This is a genomic window from Fictibacillus nanhaiensis (assembly GCF_023715445.1).
Taxonomy (GTDB): domain Bacteria; phylum Bacillota; class Bacilli; order Bacillales; family Fictibacillaceae; genus Fictibacillus; species Fictibacillus nanhaiensis_D.
Window position 1 is genome coordinate 1,465,704 of the sequence record NZ_JAMBOD010000001.1, and the last position, 14,997, is coordinate 1,480,700.

The 14,997-nt window shown below is 35.3% G+C and carries 15 protein-coding genes; 5 read left to right on the forward strand and 10 right to left on the reverse strand.

Annotated elements, in window-relative coordinates; genetic code table 11:
• Window positions 1-119: 119 nt before the first annotated feature.
• The 3 genes from M3196_RS07585 to M3196_RS07595 all read right to left on the reverse strand — a co-directional run bounded on the left by M3196_RS07585 (window position 120) and on the right by M3196_RS07595 (window position 2,503).
• Window positions 120-1,292, reverse strand: coding sequence for an aminotransferase (locus tag M3196_RS07585; RefSeq protein ID WP_251321613.1), 1,173 nt, complete (start codon window positions 1,290-1,292; stop codon window positions 120-122).
• Window positions 1,289-1,783: an Lrp/AsnC family transcriptional regulator gene (locus M3196_RS07590; RefSeq protein ID WP_251321614.1), complete on the reverse strand. Its 495-nt coding sequence runs from the start codon at window positions 1,781-1,783 to the stop codon at window positions 1,289-1,291. Before M3196_RS07590 ends, M3196_RS07585 begins: the two co-directional genes overlap by 4 nt.
• A gap of 138 nt (window positions 1,784-1,921) precedes the next feature.
• Window positions 1,922-2,503 (reverse strand): helix-turn-helix domain-containing protein, encoded by a 582-nt coding sequence (locus M3196_RS07595; protein ID WP_251321615.1) that lies wholly within the window; start codon window positions 2,501-2,503, stop codon window positions 1,922-1,924.
• Between the two features lie 106 nt (window positions 2,504-2,609).
• Between M3196_RS07595 and M3196_RS07600 the strand changes: the two genes are divergently transcribed.
• Complete coding sequence (locus tag M3196_RS07600) at window positions 2,610-3,602, forward strand: DMT family transporter (RefSeq protein WP_251321616.1); 993 nt, start codon at window positions 2,610-2,612, stop codon at window positions 3,600-3,602.
• A gap of 439 nt (window positions 3,603-4,041) precedes the next feature.
• Here the strand turns inward: M3196_RS07600 and M3196_RS07605 are convergent, their stop codons facing one another.
• A complete protein-coding gene (locus M3196_RS07605) occupies window positions 4,042-4,608 on the reverse strand; it encodes a DUF4256 domain-containing protein (RefSeq protein WP_251321617.1) in 567 nt (188 codons plus the stop codon).
• 385 nt (window positions 4,609-4,993) lie between these two features.
• Here M3196_RS07605 and M3196_RS07610 point away from each other — a divergent pair, with 385 nt between their 5' ends.
• On the forward strand, window positions 4,994-5,500 hold the full coding sequence (locus M3196_RS07610) for a DUF3231 family protein (RefSeq protein ID WP_251321618.1): 507 nt from the start codon (window positions 4,994-4,996) through the stop codon (window positions 5,498-5,500).
• Window positions 5,501-5,635: 135 nt separating this feature from the next.
• Here M3196_RS07610 and M3196_RS07615 read toward each other — a convergent pair whose 3' ends face one another.
• The 3 genes from M3196_RS07615 to M3196_RS22100 form a co-directional block, all read right to left on the reverse strand.
• Window positions 5,636-5,929 (reverse strand): hypothetical protein, encoded by a 294-nt coding sequence (locus tag M3196_RS07615; RefSeq protein WP_251321619.1) that lies wholly within the window; start codon window positions 5,927-5,929, stop codon window positions 5,636-5,638.
• Between the two features lie 142 nt (window positions 5,930-6,071).
• Window positions 6,072-6,368 (reverse strand): antibiotic biosynthesis monooxygenase family protein, encoded by a 297-nt coding sequence (locus tag M3196_RS07620; protein ID WP_251321620.1) that lies wholly within the window; start codon window positions 6,366-6,368, stop codon window positions 6,072-6,074.
• A gap of 171 nt (window positions 6,369-6,539) precedes the next feature.
• Entirely contained in the window at window positions 6,540-7,067 is a 528-nt protein-coding gene (locus M3196_RS22100) for a CBO0543 family protein (RefSeq protein ID WP_338082931.1), read from the reverse strand.
• 560 nt (window positions 7,068-7,627) lie between these two features.
• Between M3196_RS22100 and M3196_RS07625 the strand changes: the two genes are divergently transcribed.
• From M3196_RS07625 to bla, 3 genes are all read left to right on the forward strand, one after another.
• A complete protein-coding gene (locus M3196_RS07625) occupies window positions 7,628-8,206 on the forward strand; it encodes a DUF421 domain-containing protein (RefSeq protein WP_251321621.1) in 579 nt (192 codons plus the stop codon).
• 495 nt (window positions 8,207-8,701) lie between these two features.
• Window positions 8,702-9,142: a hypothetical protein gene (locus tag M3196_RS07630; protein ID WP_251321622.1), complete on the forward strand. Its 441-nt coding sequence runs from the start codon at window positions 8,702-8,704 to the stop codon at window positions 9,140-9,142.
• A gap of 359 nt (window positions 9,143-9,501) precedes the next feature.
• Entirely contained in the window at window positions 9,502-10,425 is a 924-nt protein-coding gene (gene bla, locus M3196_RS07635) for a class A beta-lactamase (protein ID WP_251321623.1), read from the forward strand.
• An 807-nt stretch (window positions 10,426-11,232) separates the two neighbouring features.
• On the opposite strand, the gene M3196_RS07640 is transcribed toward bla, so the two are convergent.
• From M3196_RS07640 to M3196_RS07650, 3 genes are all read right to left on the reverse strand, one after another.
• Complete coding sequence (locus M3196_RS07640; RefSeq protein WP_251321624.1) at window positions 11,233-12,519, reverse strand: IS110 family transposase; 1,287 nt, start codon at window positions 12,517-12,519, stop codon at window positions 11,233-11,235.
• Window positions 12,520-12,754: 235 nt separating this feature from the next.
• Entirely contained in the window at window positions 12,755-13,270 is a 516-nt protein-coding gene (locus tag M3196_RS07645; RefSeq protein ID WP_251321625.1) for a DinB family protein, read from the reverse strand.
• A 114-nt stretch (window positions 13,271-13,384) separates the two neighbouring features.
• Window positions 13,385-14,560 (reverse strand): polysaccharide deacetylase family protein, encoded by a 1,176-nt coding sequence (locus tag M3196_RS07650; RefSeq protein WP_251321626.1) that lies wholly within the window; start codon window positions 14,558-14,560, stop codon window positions 13,385-13,387.
• Window positions 14,561-14,997: the final 437 nt, after the last annotated feature.

A 14,997-nucleotide genomic window follows, 5' to 3' on the forward strand; every position in this document is an offset into this window, starting at 1 on the left:
CCCTTTTGTACCCCACAATTGTTGTAGACAACTTCTTTAAGAAATGCTTTTGTTTGTGGAATAACTCCTTCCTTTTTTTCGCCCTTGTGCAACAAGTGCGACCTTCGTCAAACACATCCTTATAACGTCTTCAAAAACCGGTCAATTCGGCGCATAGCTTCTTCGAGCTTTTGAATGGAGGTCGCATAGGAACAGCGGACATGCCCTTCTCCGCTCTCGCCGAAAACACTGCCGGGAACGACAGCAACCTGCTCATTCATAAGGAGCTGTTCTGCAAACTCTTCAGATGACAGTCCGGTCTTTTCTATCGAGGGAAACACATAAAAAGCACCGCCCGGGACGTGGCACGATAAGCCCATCTCTTCTAAAGCATGAACGACCAAACGGCGGCGCTGCCGATAGCTTTCCTTCATTTTCACTACATCCTTCTGTCCGTTAACCAATGCTTCAAGAGCTGCGTGCTGAGCCATAGTAGGAGCACACATCATGGTATACTGATGAATTTTTAGCATGGCCTGCAAAATATCTTTAGGACCGCAGGCAAAGCCTAATCTCCAACCGGTCATGGCAAATGCTTTTGAAAATCCAGAAATTAAAATCGTTCGGTTACGCATATTTCTCACAGCAGGAAAACTTGTATAGGGTTCATCGTACGTAAGTTCCGCGTAAATTTCATCAGAAATGACGAGCAGGTCATGCTTTTCCACTACTTCAGCAATCCTTTCCAAATCCCCCTTTGACAACACTGTGCCAGTTGGATTATTCGGACTGCATAACATAATGACTTTGGTCTTTTCGGTCACTGCAGCTTCAATTTGTTCAGGCTGAAGCTTGAAATCATCACGGCTATACGTATTTACCGGAACAGGAACTCCACCTGCCAGCGTTACTGTTGGTGCGTAGGACACAAAGCTTGGCTCAACAACAATGACTTCCTCTCCGGGGTTAACGACCGCACGCAGAGCAAGATCAATAGCCTGTGAAGCACCGACTGTAACCACCATTTCTTCTTCCGCACTGTACGTAACGCCAAATCGCCTCTTCAAATATCGAGAAATCTCTTTCCTCAACTCGAACAGTCCGGCATTGGCTGTATAAGCGGTATAGCCCTGCTCCAGCGAGTGATAACTTGCTTCTATCACGTTCCAGGGCGTAACGAAATCCGGCTCACCGACTCCGAGGGAAATGACGTTTTCCATAGAGGAAGCCAGATCAAAAAAACGACGGATACCAGAAGGATGAATAGATTGCACGGTATTTGATAAATATTTTGATGTTAGCTTTGTATTCATGGAGACACCACAATTCGTTTATCCTCGTTATTTTCACTAAAAACAAGGCCATCATGCTTGTATTTTTTCAAAATGAAATGAGTAGTTGTCGAGATGACAGAATCTATTGTCGAGAGTTTTTCAGATACAAAACGTCCGACCTCTGCCATCGTTTTTCCTTCGATCGATACAGATAAATCGTAAACACCGGACATAAGATATACCGCTTTAACCTCAGGGAAACGGTAGATCCGCTCGGCAACTTTGTCAAAGCCGACGCCTCGCTTTGGTGTGACTTTAACATCAATCATAGCAGTTACAGCTCCATCTTCGGTACCTTTCGTCCAGTTGATGATGGCAGAATAGCCGAGAACAACTTTTTCTTTTTCGAGCTTTTCGAGGATTTGCTTTGTTTCATCGACTGTAATACCCATTAACCTTGCGATAGTTGCTGTTTCAAGACGTCCGTTTTTTTCAATTAGATGCAGTAGTTCGCGTTCTTTAGAATCCAAATCAATCACTCGCTTTTAGTAGAATATGGTGACCATTATAACAAAACCTCTGACATAAGCCACCCAGAATCTTAGAATTAATTTGTATATGTTTAGCTACCCGCTAGTTTGAATACTATCAGTGTAATTCTAAAAAGTTTAAGATTTAGAATAGGTCATTACAAAATGTAATACTGTTTCAGATCCAGTTGGATTGATATAAGCATGTTCTCTACTACCATTAAACTTGATCGAGTCATACTCATAAAGATGATAATAGTCATCCTGTATCTTTATTTTTAACTCCCCCTTCATTACGGTAACATATTCAATAACTCCCGCCTGATGAGCACCTGGTGAATATTCACTGTTAGGTTTTAAAAAAGCTCTATGTATTTCTAATGAACCATAATTAGAAGCATCAAATATAGGTTCCAACGTACAAGCTTCATTGGCACTTAATACTTTATTTCCTTTGTTTTTCCGAGAAACTAATACTTCTTGGTTTTCATTAAGCAGTGCTGAAATAGGAATTGTTAAACCGTTCGCTATCTTCCAAATTACACTGAGGGAGGGGTTCGCTTCTCCTCTTTCGATATTACCTAATGTGAGTTTGCTTACATCTGTCATACTAGCTAGTTCTTGTAGACTCAATCCTCTTTCTTGCCTTATTCTTCTGAGAGTTTCGCCCACTTTTTTAGCTAATTTTTCTGCATCATTCCATTTATGTGTGTTATCCATAAAATTACTCCTTATTTATATTTCTTACCACTCGTTCGATATAGTATAATAAACTTTAGGTAAATTATATTATATCGATTATTACGTGAGTGAAAGGTGTGTGTATATGAAAGAAATATTTATTGGTATCTTAGCCTCTATGTTCTTCGCTGTCACATTTATTTTGAATCGTTCAATGGAACTTGAGGGAGGAAGTTGGATATGGAGTTCTTCTTTGAGATTCCTCTTTATGCTCCCTTTTTTATTCTTAATTGTACGGTTAAGGAATAATTTTAAACAAGTAATTAGCGAAATGTTAAAACAGCCATTTTATTGGTTATGCTGGAGCTTTGTTGGATTTGTATTATTTTATGCACCATTAACTTATTCAGCTGTATATGGTCCAGGTTGGCTAGTTGCAGGGACCTGGCAACTTACCATTGTAGCAGGTGTTTTATTAGGACCGCTTTTTTTCGAAACTATTCAATCAAAAAACGGCCCTATAAAAGTTAGACAGAGAATACCAATGAAGGCTTTAATAATTTCACTAATTATTTTTTTAGGTGTTGTGCTTATTCAACTGCAACAAGCTAATGGTCTAACATTAAGTATGATAGTCTTTGGTGTTTTACCTATTGCGATAGCTGCATTTGCTTATCCATTAGGAAACCGTAAAATGATGGAGGTTTGTGGCGGGAGATTAGATACGTTTCAAAGAGTTTTTGGAATGACATTGGCAAGTCTTCCATTTTGGATAATCATTAGTATTTTCGGTTTCTTTAAAGTTGGTGCACCTTCTTCGGTCCAACTTCTCCAATCTTTTATTGTAGCTATCAGTTCAGGGGTTATTGCAACCACTTTATTTTTTATAGCAACGGATAGGGTTAGAGAGCATCAAGGTAAATTAGCTGCAGTCGAAGCTACACAATCTACACAAGTATTGTTCTCCATTATTGGTGAGGTATTACTTCTTTCAACCCCATTACCAAATGGTTTAGCAATAGTTGGACTTTTTATTATTATTCTAGGCATGCTCGTTCACAGTTTCTATACAAAGCATCTTAATACAAAACAAAAAAAGGAACTAGTATCATATAAAAGTAAAGAACATAACTTATAATTTCTAATTGGAACAATAAAGGCATTCGGTACAAAAACAACTCCTTCCCCATTGCTAAATTATTGGTAAGCTTTAATTCAGTCAAATTGAAAACCTTCCATTAAATGAGCTTACCAAAAGGTGAGCTCATTTTATTTTCAATAAACGGGACAGATTGTTTGAATATAAGCATGGGAGTTGGCAAGAAATTTAAAGTATTTTTCTTAAAGCATGCGGCTTTTCGGACGTAGCGCTCAATCACCAAATCAATCTCATCTGCTCCATACTACGAAAAACTTCCATATGTTTTAACTATTGTTGTACCCAGACATTTTTTCTACTTCAATAAAAAGAGCATTTCTCCATCTTGAAGAAATGCACCCGAAAGTTGAAGAATGAAATTAAATCCTTTCCCTAGTTGATCCGTTCACAAATTTAAATTTAGCTGTCTGTGCAAACTTTAAACCCTTAACGAGCCACGGAAACCCCTGGCAGCATAGTAGGATTCTGCTCCATTGTGGTACACAAAGACAGTGTCGTAGCGACGATCACAAAAGATGGCACCGCCGTGTTTTCTAATATTAGCAGGTGTTTTCACCCAGCTCGATGTTTTCATATCGAAATTTTCAAGTTTCTGCAACTCCCGGTATTGTTCTTCCGTTAAAAGCTCAATTCCCATGGAAGCAGCCATATCAATAGCGTTATTTTCTGGTTTATATTTTTTTCTTGACTCTAGCGCTTCAAGGTCGTAACAAACACTTCTGCGACCTTTAGGACTTTCCGCCGAACAATCATAAAAAATGTATTCGTCCTTCTTTTCATCATAACCAACAACATCTGGTTCACCGCCCGTTATTTCCATTTCGTTGAGCGACCACAGTTTTTCAGTATTAGCATCCAGCCTTGCTTGGACGTTAGCCCATTCAAGATCTTTATGACGGTGCATGTTTTTCTCAAAACGGGCTTTCAATGCTCTGAGTACTTCTTCACGTTTTTCTACTGATAACTCCTTATTTCCCTCTGTCATATTCGTTTCCCCCTTATTGTTTTTACTTATAATGATTTAAGTGTATATAAAATTTGTTTTAATAATAAATCGTTTAAAAAGCTGTATGAATTCAGTTTACAATAAATTATATGATTCAGAAAATCCATTCCTCCACAATCTGCTCCGTTTGTTCAGTAAGTTCAATAAAAAAAGACTTCTCCTTCTTTGAAGAAAAGCACCTTTGTGGAATAATTCTTTCCTCTTTTACGTCTACCTTGTGTAAGAGGAAAGAGTTATTTTTTTGTTCAGATATATTACCATTTATCAGTATAAAAAAGAAAATAACTCCCATACTATCTTTGTTACGTTTTTCTATAAAAGGAGAAAGTAAATGAATCTCAAACAAACTATAAGGAGTGTAGTTATGGGAATCTTAAGTGGGAATCCAAAAGATGAGCCAATGCACTATGGAGAGATATATGGAGCTTGGACACATCTGTTAACAAACCACGGAATGATTGTTGGATACCAAGTATATGTTAATCACACAGGCGATAGCGATCTAAAAAAGTTGGTTGAAGAAGCGATTGAGGGACTTAAAAATGAGAATAAGCAAATTGAAGAATTACTAAAGGCAAATGGCATTGGTTTACCACCTGCTCCACCTGAGCGTCCGGTAGCTAAATTAGAAGATATCCCTCCCGGTGCAAGATTCCTTGATCCTGAAATCAGTGCTTCTGTATCAAAAGACGTAGCAGCAGGACTTGTGGCATGTAGTTCCATGATTGGACAAAGCATACGTGAGGACATTGGGGTTATGTACGGACAATTTCATTTAGCGAAAGCACAATTTGGTGCCAAGATGCTGAAGTTGAACAAAGAAAAAGGTTGGTTAGTACCCCCTCCTTTACAAGTTAAAGCAAGTGAGTAACGGAAAAAGAGCAAAGATTTCTTTGCTCTTTTTTATATACCTTATTTAAGAAACGCACTCGATTGTGGAATAAGGAAATTTTTCAAAGTCTTCTAAACTGAAATCGTACAATTCTTTCTTCGCCCGTCTTTGAGTTCAATAAGAGCTAAGAGATAAATAATCTGTCAGTGATATTACACCTACTTCTTTTCCATCTTTCTCGTAAATGGATAAAGCACCTTCTTGCTCTTTTTTCTCCCAACCCCATAATTTAATGATTAGCTGATATCTCAAAGGCAGACCATTTTCCTCTGAAGCTGATTCCCATTTATATTTTTCTAATTTACTCTTGTTTTCTATTAGTTCAGCAGATTTGGGAACAGGAAATCCCTTGAATTCTTCAGATTCTCTAAACGAAAAAAGAAATATTAAAGGAATGCCAATCAACAAAACTGTAAAAACAATTAACTTACCAAATGTTTTTTTATTAATCTTTCATTCACCCTTCCGCTTCGCCTTGTTTCGTTAAACTGCCCGTTTCTCCTTATTTCATTAAAGCACTCAATCGTTGAAGATACTAATAATGATATCCTTACGAAAGATTAACTGATTCAAAATGTTCTACTATCGGGAAAGGATCATAAAAGTGATGGAGCTGTTCTTTCCACGCCTGGTATTCAATTGATTGTCTAAAACCTACTGTGTGATCTTCTAAACTCTCCCATTTAACTAAAAGTAAATACTTCCCTTTTACCTCCATACATCGTTGTAGTTCGTGAGATATGTAACCTTTCATTGATGAAATAATCTTAGAAGCCTTATAAAAGGCTGCTTCATATTCTTCTTCCATCCCTTGTTTAACTTGTAGCATAACAGCTTCCAGTATCATGTAACCACTCCTCAATTAAAGTATAACAACAATAAATTAGAAGGATCACAATTGCAAGTCTTATTCTACTAACTGGTCCTTAACATGAAAAATGCACATTTCTTGCTACAGAAATGCACCCGTTTTGTGGAACAAGGGTCTGTAAATTCCATTCCGTATAATCGGTACCTGTTACCAAGCCTTTTTATCTATTGGAACATTAAAATAAATAACAAAAAACCAAACAATGGGAATAGAGGTGAGTAAAGCAACGATTGGATATTTATAATGCAGTCTTAACATAAGAAAAATAATAAAATTGAATAAAACAGACCACCATATTGTCCACCCATGGTGATGGGAAATTAAATTTAAATATCGCAAATTAATGAATTCTACTAGTGAAAATAAAGTTACCCAAAATAAAACCCAAAACACAATTTTTATTTTCTTCTTTGGGAATTTCCCAAGATATATTAAGACACTTGATGGATACGCAACAAACATGATTAATAAGGAAATGACAGTATGATTCGGTAAGAAATTTAGACCGAACATACTTTCCTTATATTCCCACATTTTGAAGTCGTAGCAAAGAACATTATATAATAAATCACCAAACCATAAGAACAAAATCGTAGAATGGTATTTTCTCCAATTTCTCCAGTCACCCCATATTATTCCAGCAATTAAAAATAAAAAATTAAATAACAAATGCATGTTGTCACTCCGAACTTCTATACAAGATATTTTAATAAGATATGAAGTGCTGACTGCGTAGCAATGCGGGCTATCAACATAGGTGACTCTTTACTTATTTTATTAATAACACCCTTACCTTAAAACCAGTACCTTGAAATAAGTACCCTTAATGTACCCAACAAGAGTCAGTTTCACTAAATATGATATTCAATCATCCCTTTGATTCAATAAAAAAGAACCCATCTCCCTATTAAAGAAATGCATTTTTTAAACATATAGCTTATTAAGGTTCAGACATTGTCGGTTCATTCTATCGTTTCAACAAAAAAGGTGCATAACTCCTTCTTGAGTTAATTTTTTCTTGTTATTCCACTATCCTGCCCATTTTTGAGTGACGGTACTGTCTTATGCAGCAATCGCATTCTAATATAGCTCTAATCTTCATTTAGATAGAAAAAGCTTTGTTTCATTATTAAAACAAACATTTATTTATGCATTAAATAACAAAAATAAACGGAAATTAATCCTATACTTAATATCTAGGTCTAATATTACTTTTCATAAGGGTGGTTATAAGAATGGATTTTATATGGGAAACAGTCCTGCTTTTTTTTGTTGGTATTTTCTTGTTACGGATATCGGGTAGAAAATCAATTTCACAAATGACACTTGGTACGACGATAGTCATGATTTCAATTGGAACAATAATTGTTCAACCGATTATTGAAACCAGTGTTATTCGAACGATTATAGCTGCTTCTATATTCATAGTATTATTGATACTACTTGAGTTTTTACAGATAAAGTTTAATTTTATTGAAAACATTGTATCTGGTAAATCGTTAACCGTTATAGAAAATGGAAAAATAAATGAAAAAAATTTAAATAAATTAAGGTTATCTGTTGATCAATTAGAAAAGCGCCTTAGACAAAAAGGTGTCTCTTCTATTGGTGATATAAGAACAGCAACTTTAGAAACAAACGGTCAATTGGGTTACGAACTAAACGATGATGCTAAACCTTTATCATTGGGTGAATTCAAAAGACTCATGAATACATATGGGTATCAGCCTCAACTTCAAGAGAAAACAACATCTAACATCTTTAATGAGATCAATCAAGGCCATAAGCAACCAAATCCAGATCATCTACAATAGTGTCTTGATTACAGCAACTAATAAAAAGTGTTAAAACAAATTTTTTCATACAGGAACTAATCTAGTTCAATAAAAAACGTACTTCTCTTATTGAAGAAACGCACCCTTTAGTGGAATAACAATACTATTTAATAATCAGCGATATTCCAATTTTACCTTGGATTAATAGTATCCATAAATTTTTTTATTTGTTCTCCTGTTAAATTAGTGGCTGGCATGGGAAAACCAAGTCTCTTTTTAATAAAATTATTAAAACATAAAAAAGACTTAGTATTTATCTGGTTTGTTCAACTAAACGCCCTTTAATTATTATAATTTTTTTATCTCCGGGAAATTTATACATAAGGATATTAATCAGGAGGCTATTGTTAATGGAAATAGAACATCAGACAAAATTAACTGCTTCAGAGCTATCTCTCCTCTGGACATCGTATTTGAATGATTCAATGGCATTATGTGGTATTAAACACTTCTTAGCCAATTGATGTGAATGAAATGGAAAAATTACTTTGGAGCATAGCTCTTCCGGGTTTTGGTCAATTTCTAAATGGTAAATATATCAAAGGTATTGTACTAATAATTTTAGAGTTTCTTGTTAATGTACAGGCAAACTTTAATCAAGTGATAATATTTAGTTTCAAGGGGGAAATTGAAAAAGCCATTATAAATACGAATTATCAATGGTTAATGTTTTATCCTTGTTTATATTTTTTTGCGATGTGGGATGCGTTTAAAGATGACAGGGGAGGAGAAGAAGGATATTCGTTTCTTCCTTTTGTGTTTGGAGCCTATTTTGTTACTGTAGGTTTAATATATTCATCAAATTTAAAGCTTTTTGGTATGTTATTTGGTCCTGTATGGTTGCCTATGCTTTTTGTCATTCCTGGTGTAGGATCAGGTTTATTATTACGAAAATTAATAACCAAGTTTTATTAGAAAGCAATCAGTTGCATAAAACGATTTTCACAATTTGGCCCAATTCACAAAAAGGATGCATATCTTATTACAGATATGCACCAATTTGTCGAATAAGTAAGCGACTATACATCAAAACTCACACTAACTATTTTCCATTCATTATGGTGGAATTTAAATGTTAAATTCAGAAATGTTGGAGAGCTTTCCAACTCTCCATCAATACTAATTCAAATCATATGACGGAACCTGAATATTCTTAATATTCAGGTTTTTATCATGAAAGTATGATTAACATTTTATGTCCATTGTTGTGTATAGTTGATAAAATAGCTTTGTTATTGGGAAGAGAATACATAATAGAAAGAGGTTGAATTTTAATGAAATTGACTAAAATTTTTAGTTCATCTACATTTAGAAAAATTGTGCCTGTACTATTTCTTTCATGTGCAACGCTTGTATGTTTATCAAACAATAACGTTGATGCTAAATTCACTAAACCCCGAAAACAAGGGACTGATCATGTTTTTGCCAAGCTTGAAGAAAAATTTGATGCTAAACTCGGAGTCTTTGCGTTGGATACTGGTACAAACCAAACAGTAAACTATCACCCAGATGAGCGTTTTGCTTATACATCTACTCATAAGGCTCTAGCTGTAGGAGCACTTTTACAACAGAAATCAATAGAAGACCTTAATAAAACAATTACCTATACACGTGAGGATCTTGTCAATTATAGTCCGATTACAGAAAAGCATGTTGATTCGGGGATGACTCTTAAGGAGCTTTCGGATGCTTCTCTTCGATACAGTGACAATACTGCTGGAAACCTTATTCTTAAACAACTGGGGGGACCGACTGGATTTAAAAAAGCACTGGAGGAAATTGGTGATAATGTTACCACCCCTGAGCGATTTGAGCCAGATTTAAATGAAGTTAATCCAGGTGAAACTCATGATACAAGTACACCAAGAGCACTTGCTACTAGTCTTCAGGCTTTTACACTAGGAGATAAACTCCCAACTGAAAAACGTGAACTTTTAATAGGTTGGATGAAGAGAAATACTACTGGAGATGCGTTAATTCGTGCTGGAGTGCCGAAAGGGTGGGAAGTGGCTGATAAGACTGGAGCAGGATCATATGGTACGCGAAATGACATTGCGATCATTTGGCCACCAAAAGGAGACCCTATTGTTCTTGCTGTACTTTCGAGTCGTGATCAAAAAGATGCTGATTATAACGACAAGCTTATTGCTGAAGCAACAAAAGAAGTAATTAAGGCCCTCAAAGTCAAAAATAAATAGAAAAAATTATTGTACTAAAAAAGGTTACGGTAAGCAGCCATGTGCATATACGAGCCGAACTTAGTTTGTAATTACTAACAATATGTGGTTGTTCTCCAAAAGATGGAGTAGATAAAAGCTGAAGGAAGCAGTAAAAAACATAAATTAATCTTATTTAAATTGCAGGATAACTTTTATCTTGCATTTTTTTATGCTCTTTTAAGGTGTGTCGTTGTAATAGAAGAACTAAAAGTACGCGGTGTTAAAAAATTTCTTTTTGTTGTTCATTAAATCACCTAAAATTGTTAAAAAAGGTAGTACATAACTAAATAAACGATATTTTGATTAAATTTATATCTCAACAAACCCACCGGTTTATATCCTCCCTTACCTTTTGCTTATTCCACAATCCTCCCTCTATGTAGAAAGGGATATCTCTCGATTTCTTCGTTATTCTCATGATTTCATAAAGGATTAAGGATTGAAATATATGAACAATGGAATAAAAATTAAATAAAGTATAATTTTGGAGCCGGAGAGAAAAAACAATCCATTGTCGACCAAACCACTGTCGTCTAAAAAGTGGATATTAGTTATATTATGATCGCACTAGTGGATCTCCACATCTCTCATGGAGGTCAACCCTCCCATATCTCACAGAGTCTTTGCTCCAAAATTCCTTCGTCCAACCTTTCCATGAGGTGATGTCAGTTTATGCTGCCCGACAGGGTCTTTGCCCGTAGTATTGTTGGTTTACCGACTAATCCATGCTTCAAATATTACTTACCTTTAACCTACTGTTAGTTATCTTAAGAAATTATGAGAAACCTAAGCTACCTTCGGTAATTCTGCCATATGGGGTATATCCTGTAACATGCGTTCTTCACTAAATTCACATTGTTTCTTTCCAATTGTGAAAAGAATACGTATGAGTTTATTACAAATAGCAATAAGAGACTGCATCTTTTTCAAAGGATTATTTCGACGTGTTATAAAATACTCATGTAAGGCCTTAAACGCAGGGTTCTTAGCTACTAACGGCATGGCTACTCGGAAGAGTAGTGCTCTAAGCGTTTTCCTGCCTCTCTTCGTAATCTTGGTTAGTCCTTTGTGCTTTCCAGATGTATTTTCCTTTAAACTCAATCCAGCTAGCTTGATAATTTGTCTGGGATGAGAATAGTAAGCTAGATCCCCTACTTCAGAAAAGAATCCTGCCACAGTGTCCTTGCCGATTCCTGTGATGGCTAACATTTGTTTAACGCCTGGGATTCGCTCAAGTAGTTCCTCTATGTTCCCCTCTAGTTCTTCGAACTTTTCACATATTAGTTCATACTTGTCTAGTAAAGTGCGAAGCTCTAATTTAGCCATTTGAGAACCTTTACGAATTCCAATAGAGGTACTGGCGACTCGCTTAAGTTCTCTTATTTTACTGAGTCCAACCGCACGTTTTACAGCTTTTCTGAGGTGAGCTAGTATTTCCTCTTCATTGTGATTTACTAACTCATGTGGTAATAAATTGAGCTTTAGTAATTGTATGGCTGCCTTACCTTCCCAATCTTTGAAAACCGTAAGAAACTCTGGGAAGTAACGATCTAACCAATTATGAACCTGTCCTTGAACCGCCTGTAAATCAACAGATAAGAGATCACGAATTTTTCGTGCCACTCGAAGTTCTGCGTAAACACCTTGCGGTACGTTGGGTTCAGCGTATCTCCCATCTTTGACTAGCTGTGCTATCACTCTAGCATCTTTAACGTCATTCTTCGTTGGTGAATTATCATCTAACTCTTTAGTTTTCTTAACATGCATAGGATTCACAACTACAAATTTGATCTTCTCATCTTTAAGAAAATGAGCGAGATTTAGCCAATAGTGTCCTGTCGGCTCCATACCCACAATCGCTTTATCCATGTTGTGTTGGCTTTTTAACTGCTCAATCCAAGCTAAAAAACCAATGAAACTATCTTTTGTATTCTCAAAATATAACGGTGCACCAAACTCCATTCCTCTAAAGTCTTGAGCACGAGCGACATGCTTGAATTTAGCTATATCTACACCAATTATCAGTGTTTGAGAAGTAATTTGAGCAATCTTATTATTTTGGTTATAATTCATTTTGTAGGCCTCCTGGTAGATAATTTGTCCCTTTCGCTGGCCAGCTTTAGGACATCTTTATCTTATCAGGAGGTTGTTTTAATTCTCAAACCTCGTTTTTCTTCATTACAGGAATGCTGCCCGTTTGCTTAATTACAATTATTTCAAAACTTGTTATTTAACTCAATCCTTTATTCCGTTAAAAAAGACACTTTCCGTGTTCCGGAAAAGTGCCCTTAATAGAATAAATATTGGATTAGTTTTTTTCTTTAAACCATTTCCGCAGTTGATTTATATGAGCTTGATGGTATCTATTATGGTCTGCTATGTGCCATATCCCCCACCGAACAGTAGCTCCCTTTCCCTTCTCATATGCAACAATTCTATCTAAATCAGTATCAGTTAACTCAAAACATTGGGATCTAAATAAATCATATACTTCCTCATATTCTGATAATAGATTCCCCAAAGGGACTCCTTTAACCCTAGGGAGTCGATTATTTTCATCTGAAATTGGTCCATATTTCTCTTCCAAAGAATATGGTAAAGGTTCACCTTTAATTCTATAAATCCAGTTAAGGTCAACATAAGCTAAGTGTCTTATCAATTGTCCTGTACTATTAAACTCTCCATTTGGACCATGGTAGTCTATTTCTTCTTGTGACATGCCTTCAGTAATTGACTTTAATCGTTGAAAATTTTCCTTTACAGTTGAATACAGAAGCCCGACAATTGGTGCCATATTTGATTCACCCTTTAAGTCAAATACCATTTAAATTCCTCCAATTCTATGTTCTATAGCTAATACCATTCAGATTGAATTTAAATAAAAGCACCCGATTGTTGAATAAGGATATGGAACCTAACCTAGCTTCTTTTTTAATTATTACTTATACGCCTTCACTTCTAAAAGTTTATCGAGTGTTACGATTTGAAAGCCTTTTTTCTGTAGACCCATGATTATAGAGGGCAGAGCTTTTAAAGTTTCAATCTTATCTTCATTCGAATGAAAAAGAATGATATCCCCATTACGAACATTCTTTAATACATTGTGGCTGATATTATTGCTTTCTTTTTGAGACCAATCCAGGGTATCGATAGACCAAAAAACGATCTTTAGATTTTGATCTTTTGCAGTAGATATTACATGTTCATTTATTGCTCCATAAGGGGGACGAAATAATGCAGGGCTTTTACCAATTACATCCTCGATTGCCTCATTGCTCATTCTTAGATCCTCTGCTATTTTAGTCTTTCCCTCTTTACTAAGATCATTGTGGTAGAAGCTATGACTAAGGACCAAATTTCCGGCATGATATGCTTTTTTGACAACATCCTGGTTTTTCTGCACTTTTTCTCCGATAAAAAAGAAACTGCCTTTCACTTGATACTTAGTTAAGATATCAATAACCCCTGGTGTTATTTCTTTGTCTGGTCCATCATCAAACGTTAATGCTACCATTTTTTGATTCAAACCATTTAAAAAAATATTTCCCTTACAATCTTTTGCGAAAGCTTTCATCTCTTCGCGAGATCTTTTCATATTAGCCCAGGCAGTTCCCGACAACTTTTCAGAATTACCTTTAATATCTAGTATATATTTTTCTTCTAACATAGGCGGATCTTGTTTTTTATCATTTTCCACTGGCTTATAAACAGAGATGTGATCAACTTTTCCAGTAGAATCAGGAACTATAAACTTTAATTCGATGCCATCCTTTAGTTTATATCCATAAATTGTTTCGTCATTTATATTCCTTGTATATGAAGGTTTTCCTATCGAAGAAATTATTTCAGTAGTGGTTAGTGTTCTAAACTCCTTGTTGTACGATCGAATATCAAATATTTCTCCATCTGCCGAATACCCAAAGACAGTATTTCTATTGGAATACTCGTCATAGTAATACTCTTTGTAAAGATCTGTTTTTGAAGGATTTCCCCAACTTTTATGAACCTCATCTATAGAATCCAATAATCTAAAATCACTTTCTTGGACCCTTCCTTTAGTCGCAAAATTCAAGGTTTGTTTTATCACTTTATCATTCTCTTCGTGTTCATGCACTTTTGACTCCTTGTTAATGTGGACCTTATGATTTAAATCTCCAAAGCAAGCAGTTATCAAAACAGTAAGAAAAAGAAATAGAAATAAGTGATATGGACGCATATTAAAGCCCTTTCGCTTTTTTTAAAGGACAATTTCTGCCTTTATATCGTAATAAAATTTTCATGAAAATGTAGCCCCCTTTATCAAGTTACAGTCTAATGAGCAGCGTTATCCATATTGTATTTTCCATTATAATGAATATTTACATTAAACTCTCATTTTTATTTATGGGAAATAAACAAACAAAAATCGCTTAAAGTTTCAAGATAATACTTCCTATAATTTTTGTATATTCTAGTAATCTGTATTTTTCCATACCATATATGTGAATATTTTTTTATGAGGGAGTATCTTTTATTAAACTGGTTCTCTTTTTAAGGAGAATATCGGTAGTG

Bases quoted from the DNA above. Each gene is read 5' to 3' on its own strand.
- M3196_RS07645 (WP_251321625.1), bottom strand. From the start codon at position 13,270: ATGGTATTTGACTTAAAGGGTGAATCAAATATGGCACCAATTGTCGGG.
- M3196_RS07630 (WP_251321622.1), top strand. From the start codon at position 8,702: ATGGAAAAATTACTTTGGAGCATAGCTCTTCCGGGTTTTGGTCAATTT.
- bla (WP_251321623.1), top strand. From the start codon at position 9,502: ATGAAATTGACTAAAATTTTTAGTTCATCTACATTTAGAAAAATTGTG.
- M3196_RS07605 (WP_251321617.1), bottom strand. From the start codon at position 4,608: ATGACAGAGGGAAATAAGGAGTTATCAGTAGAAAAACGTGAAGAAGTA.
- M3196_RS07600 (WP_251321616.1), top strand. From the start codon at position 2,610: ATGAAAGAAATATTTATTGGTATCTTAGCCTCTATGTTCTTCGCTGTC.
- M3196_RS07610 (WP_251321618.1), top strand. From the start codon at position 4,994: ATGGGAATCTTAAGTGGGAATCCAAAAGATGAGCCAATGCACTATGGA.
- M3196_RS07585 (WP_251321613.1), bottom strand. From the start codon at position 1,292: ATGAATACAAAGCTAACATCAAAATATTTATCAAATACCGTGCAATCT.
- M3196_RS07620 (WP_251321620.1), bottom strand. From the start codon at position 6,368: ATGATACTGGAAGCTGTTATGCTACAAGTTAAACAAGGGATGGAAGAA.
- M3196_RS07595 (WP_251321615.1), bottom strand. From the start codon at position 2,503: ATGGATAACACACATAAATGGAATGATGCAGAAAAATTAGCTAAAAAA.
- M3196_RS07625 (WP_251321621.1), top strand. From the start codon at position 7,628: ATGGATTTTATATGGGAAACAGTCCTGCTTTTTTTTGTTGGTATTTTC.
- M3196_RS07640 (WP_251321624.1), bottom strand. From the start codon at position 12,519: ATGAATTATAACCAAAATAATAAGATTGCTCAAATTACTTCTCAAACA.
- M3196_RS22100 (WP_338082931.1), bottom strand. From the start codon at position 7,067: ATGCATTTGTTATTTAATTTTTTATTTTTAATTGCTGGAATAATATGG.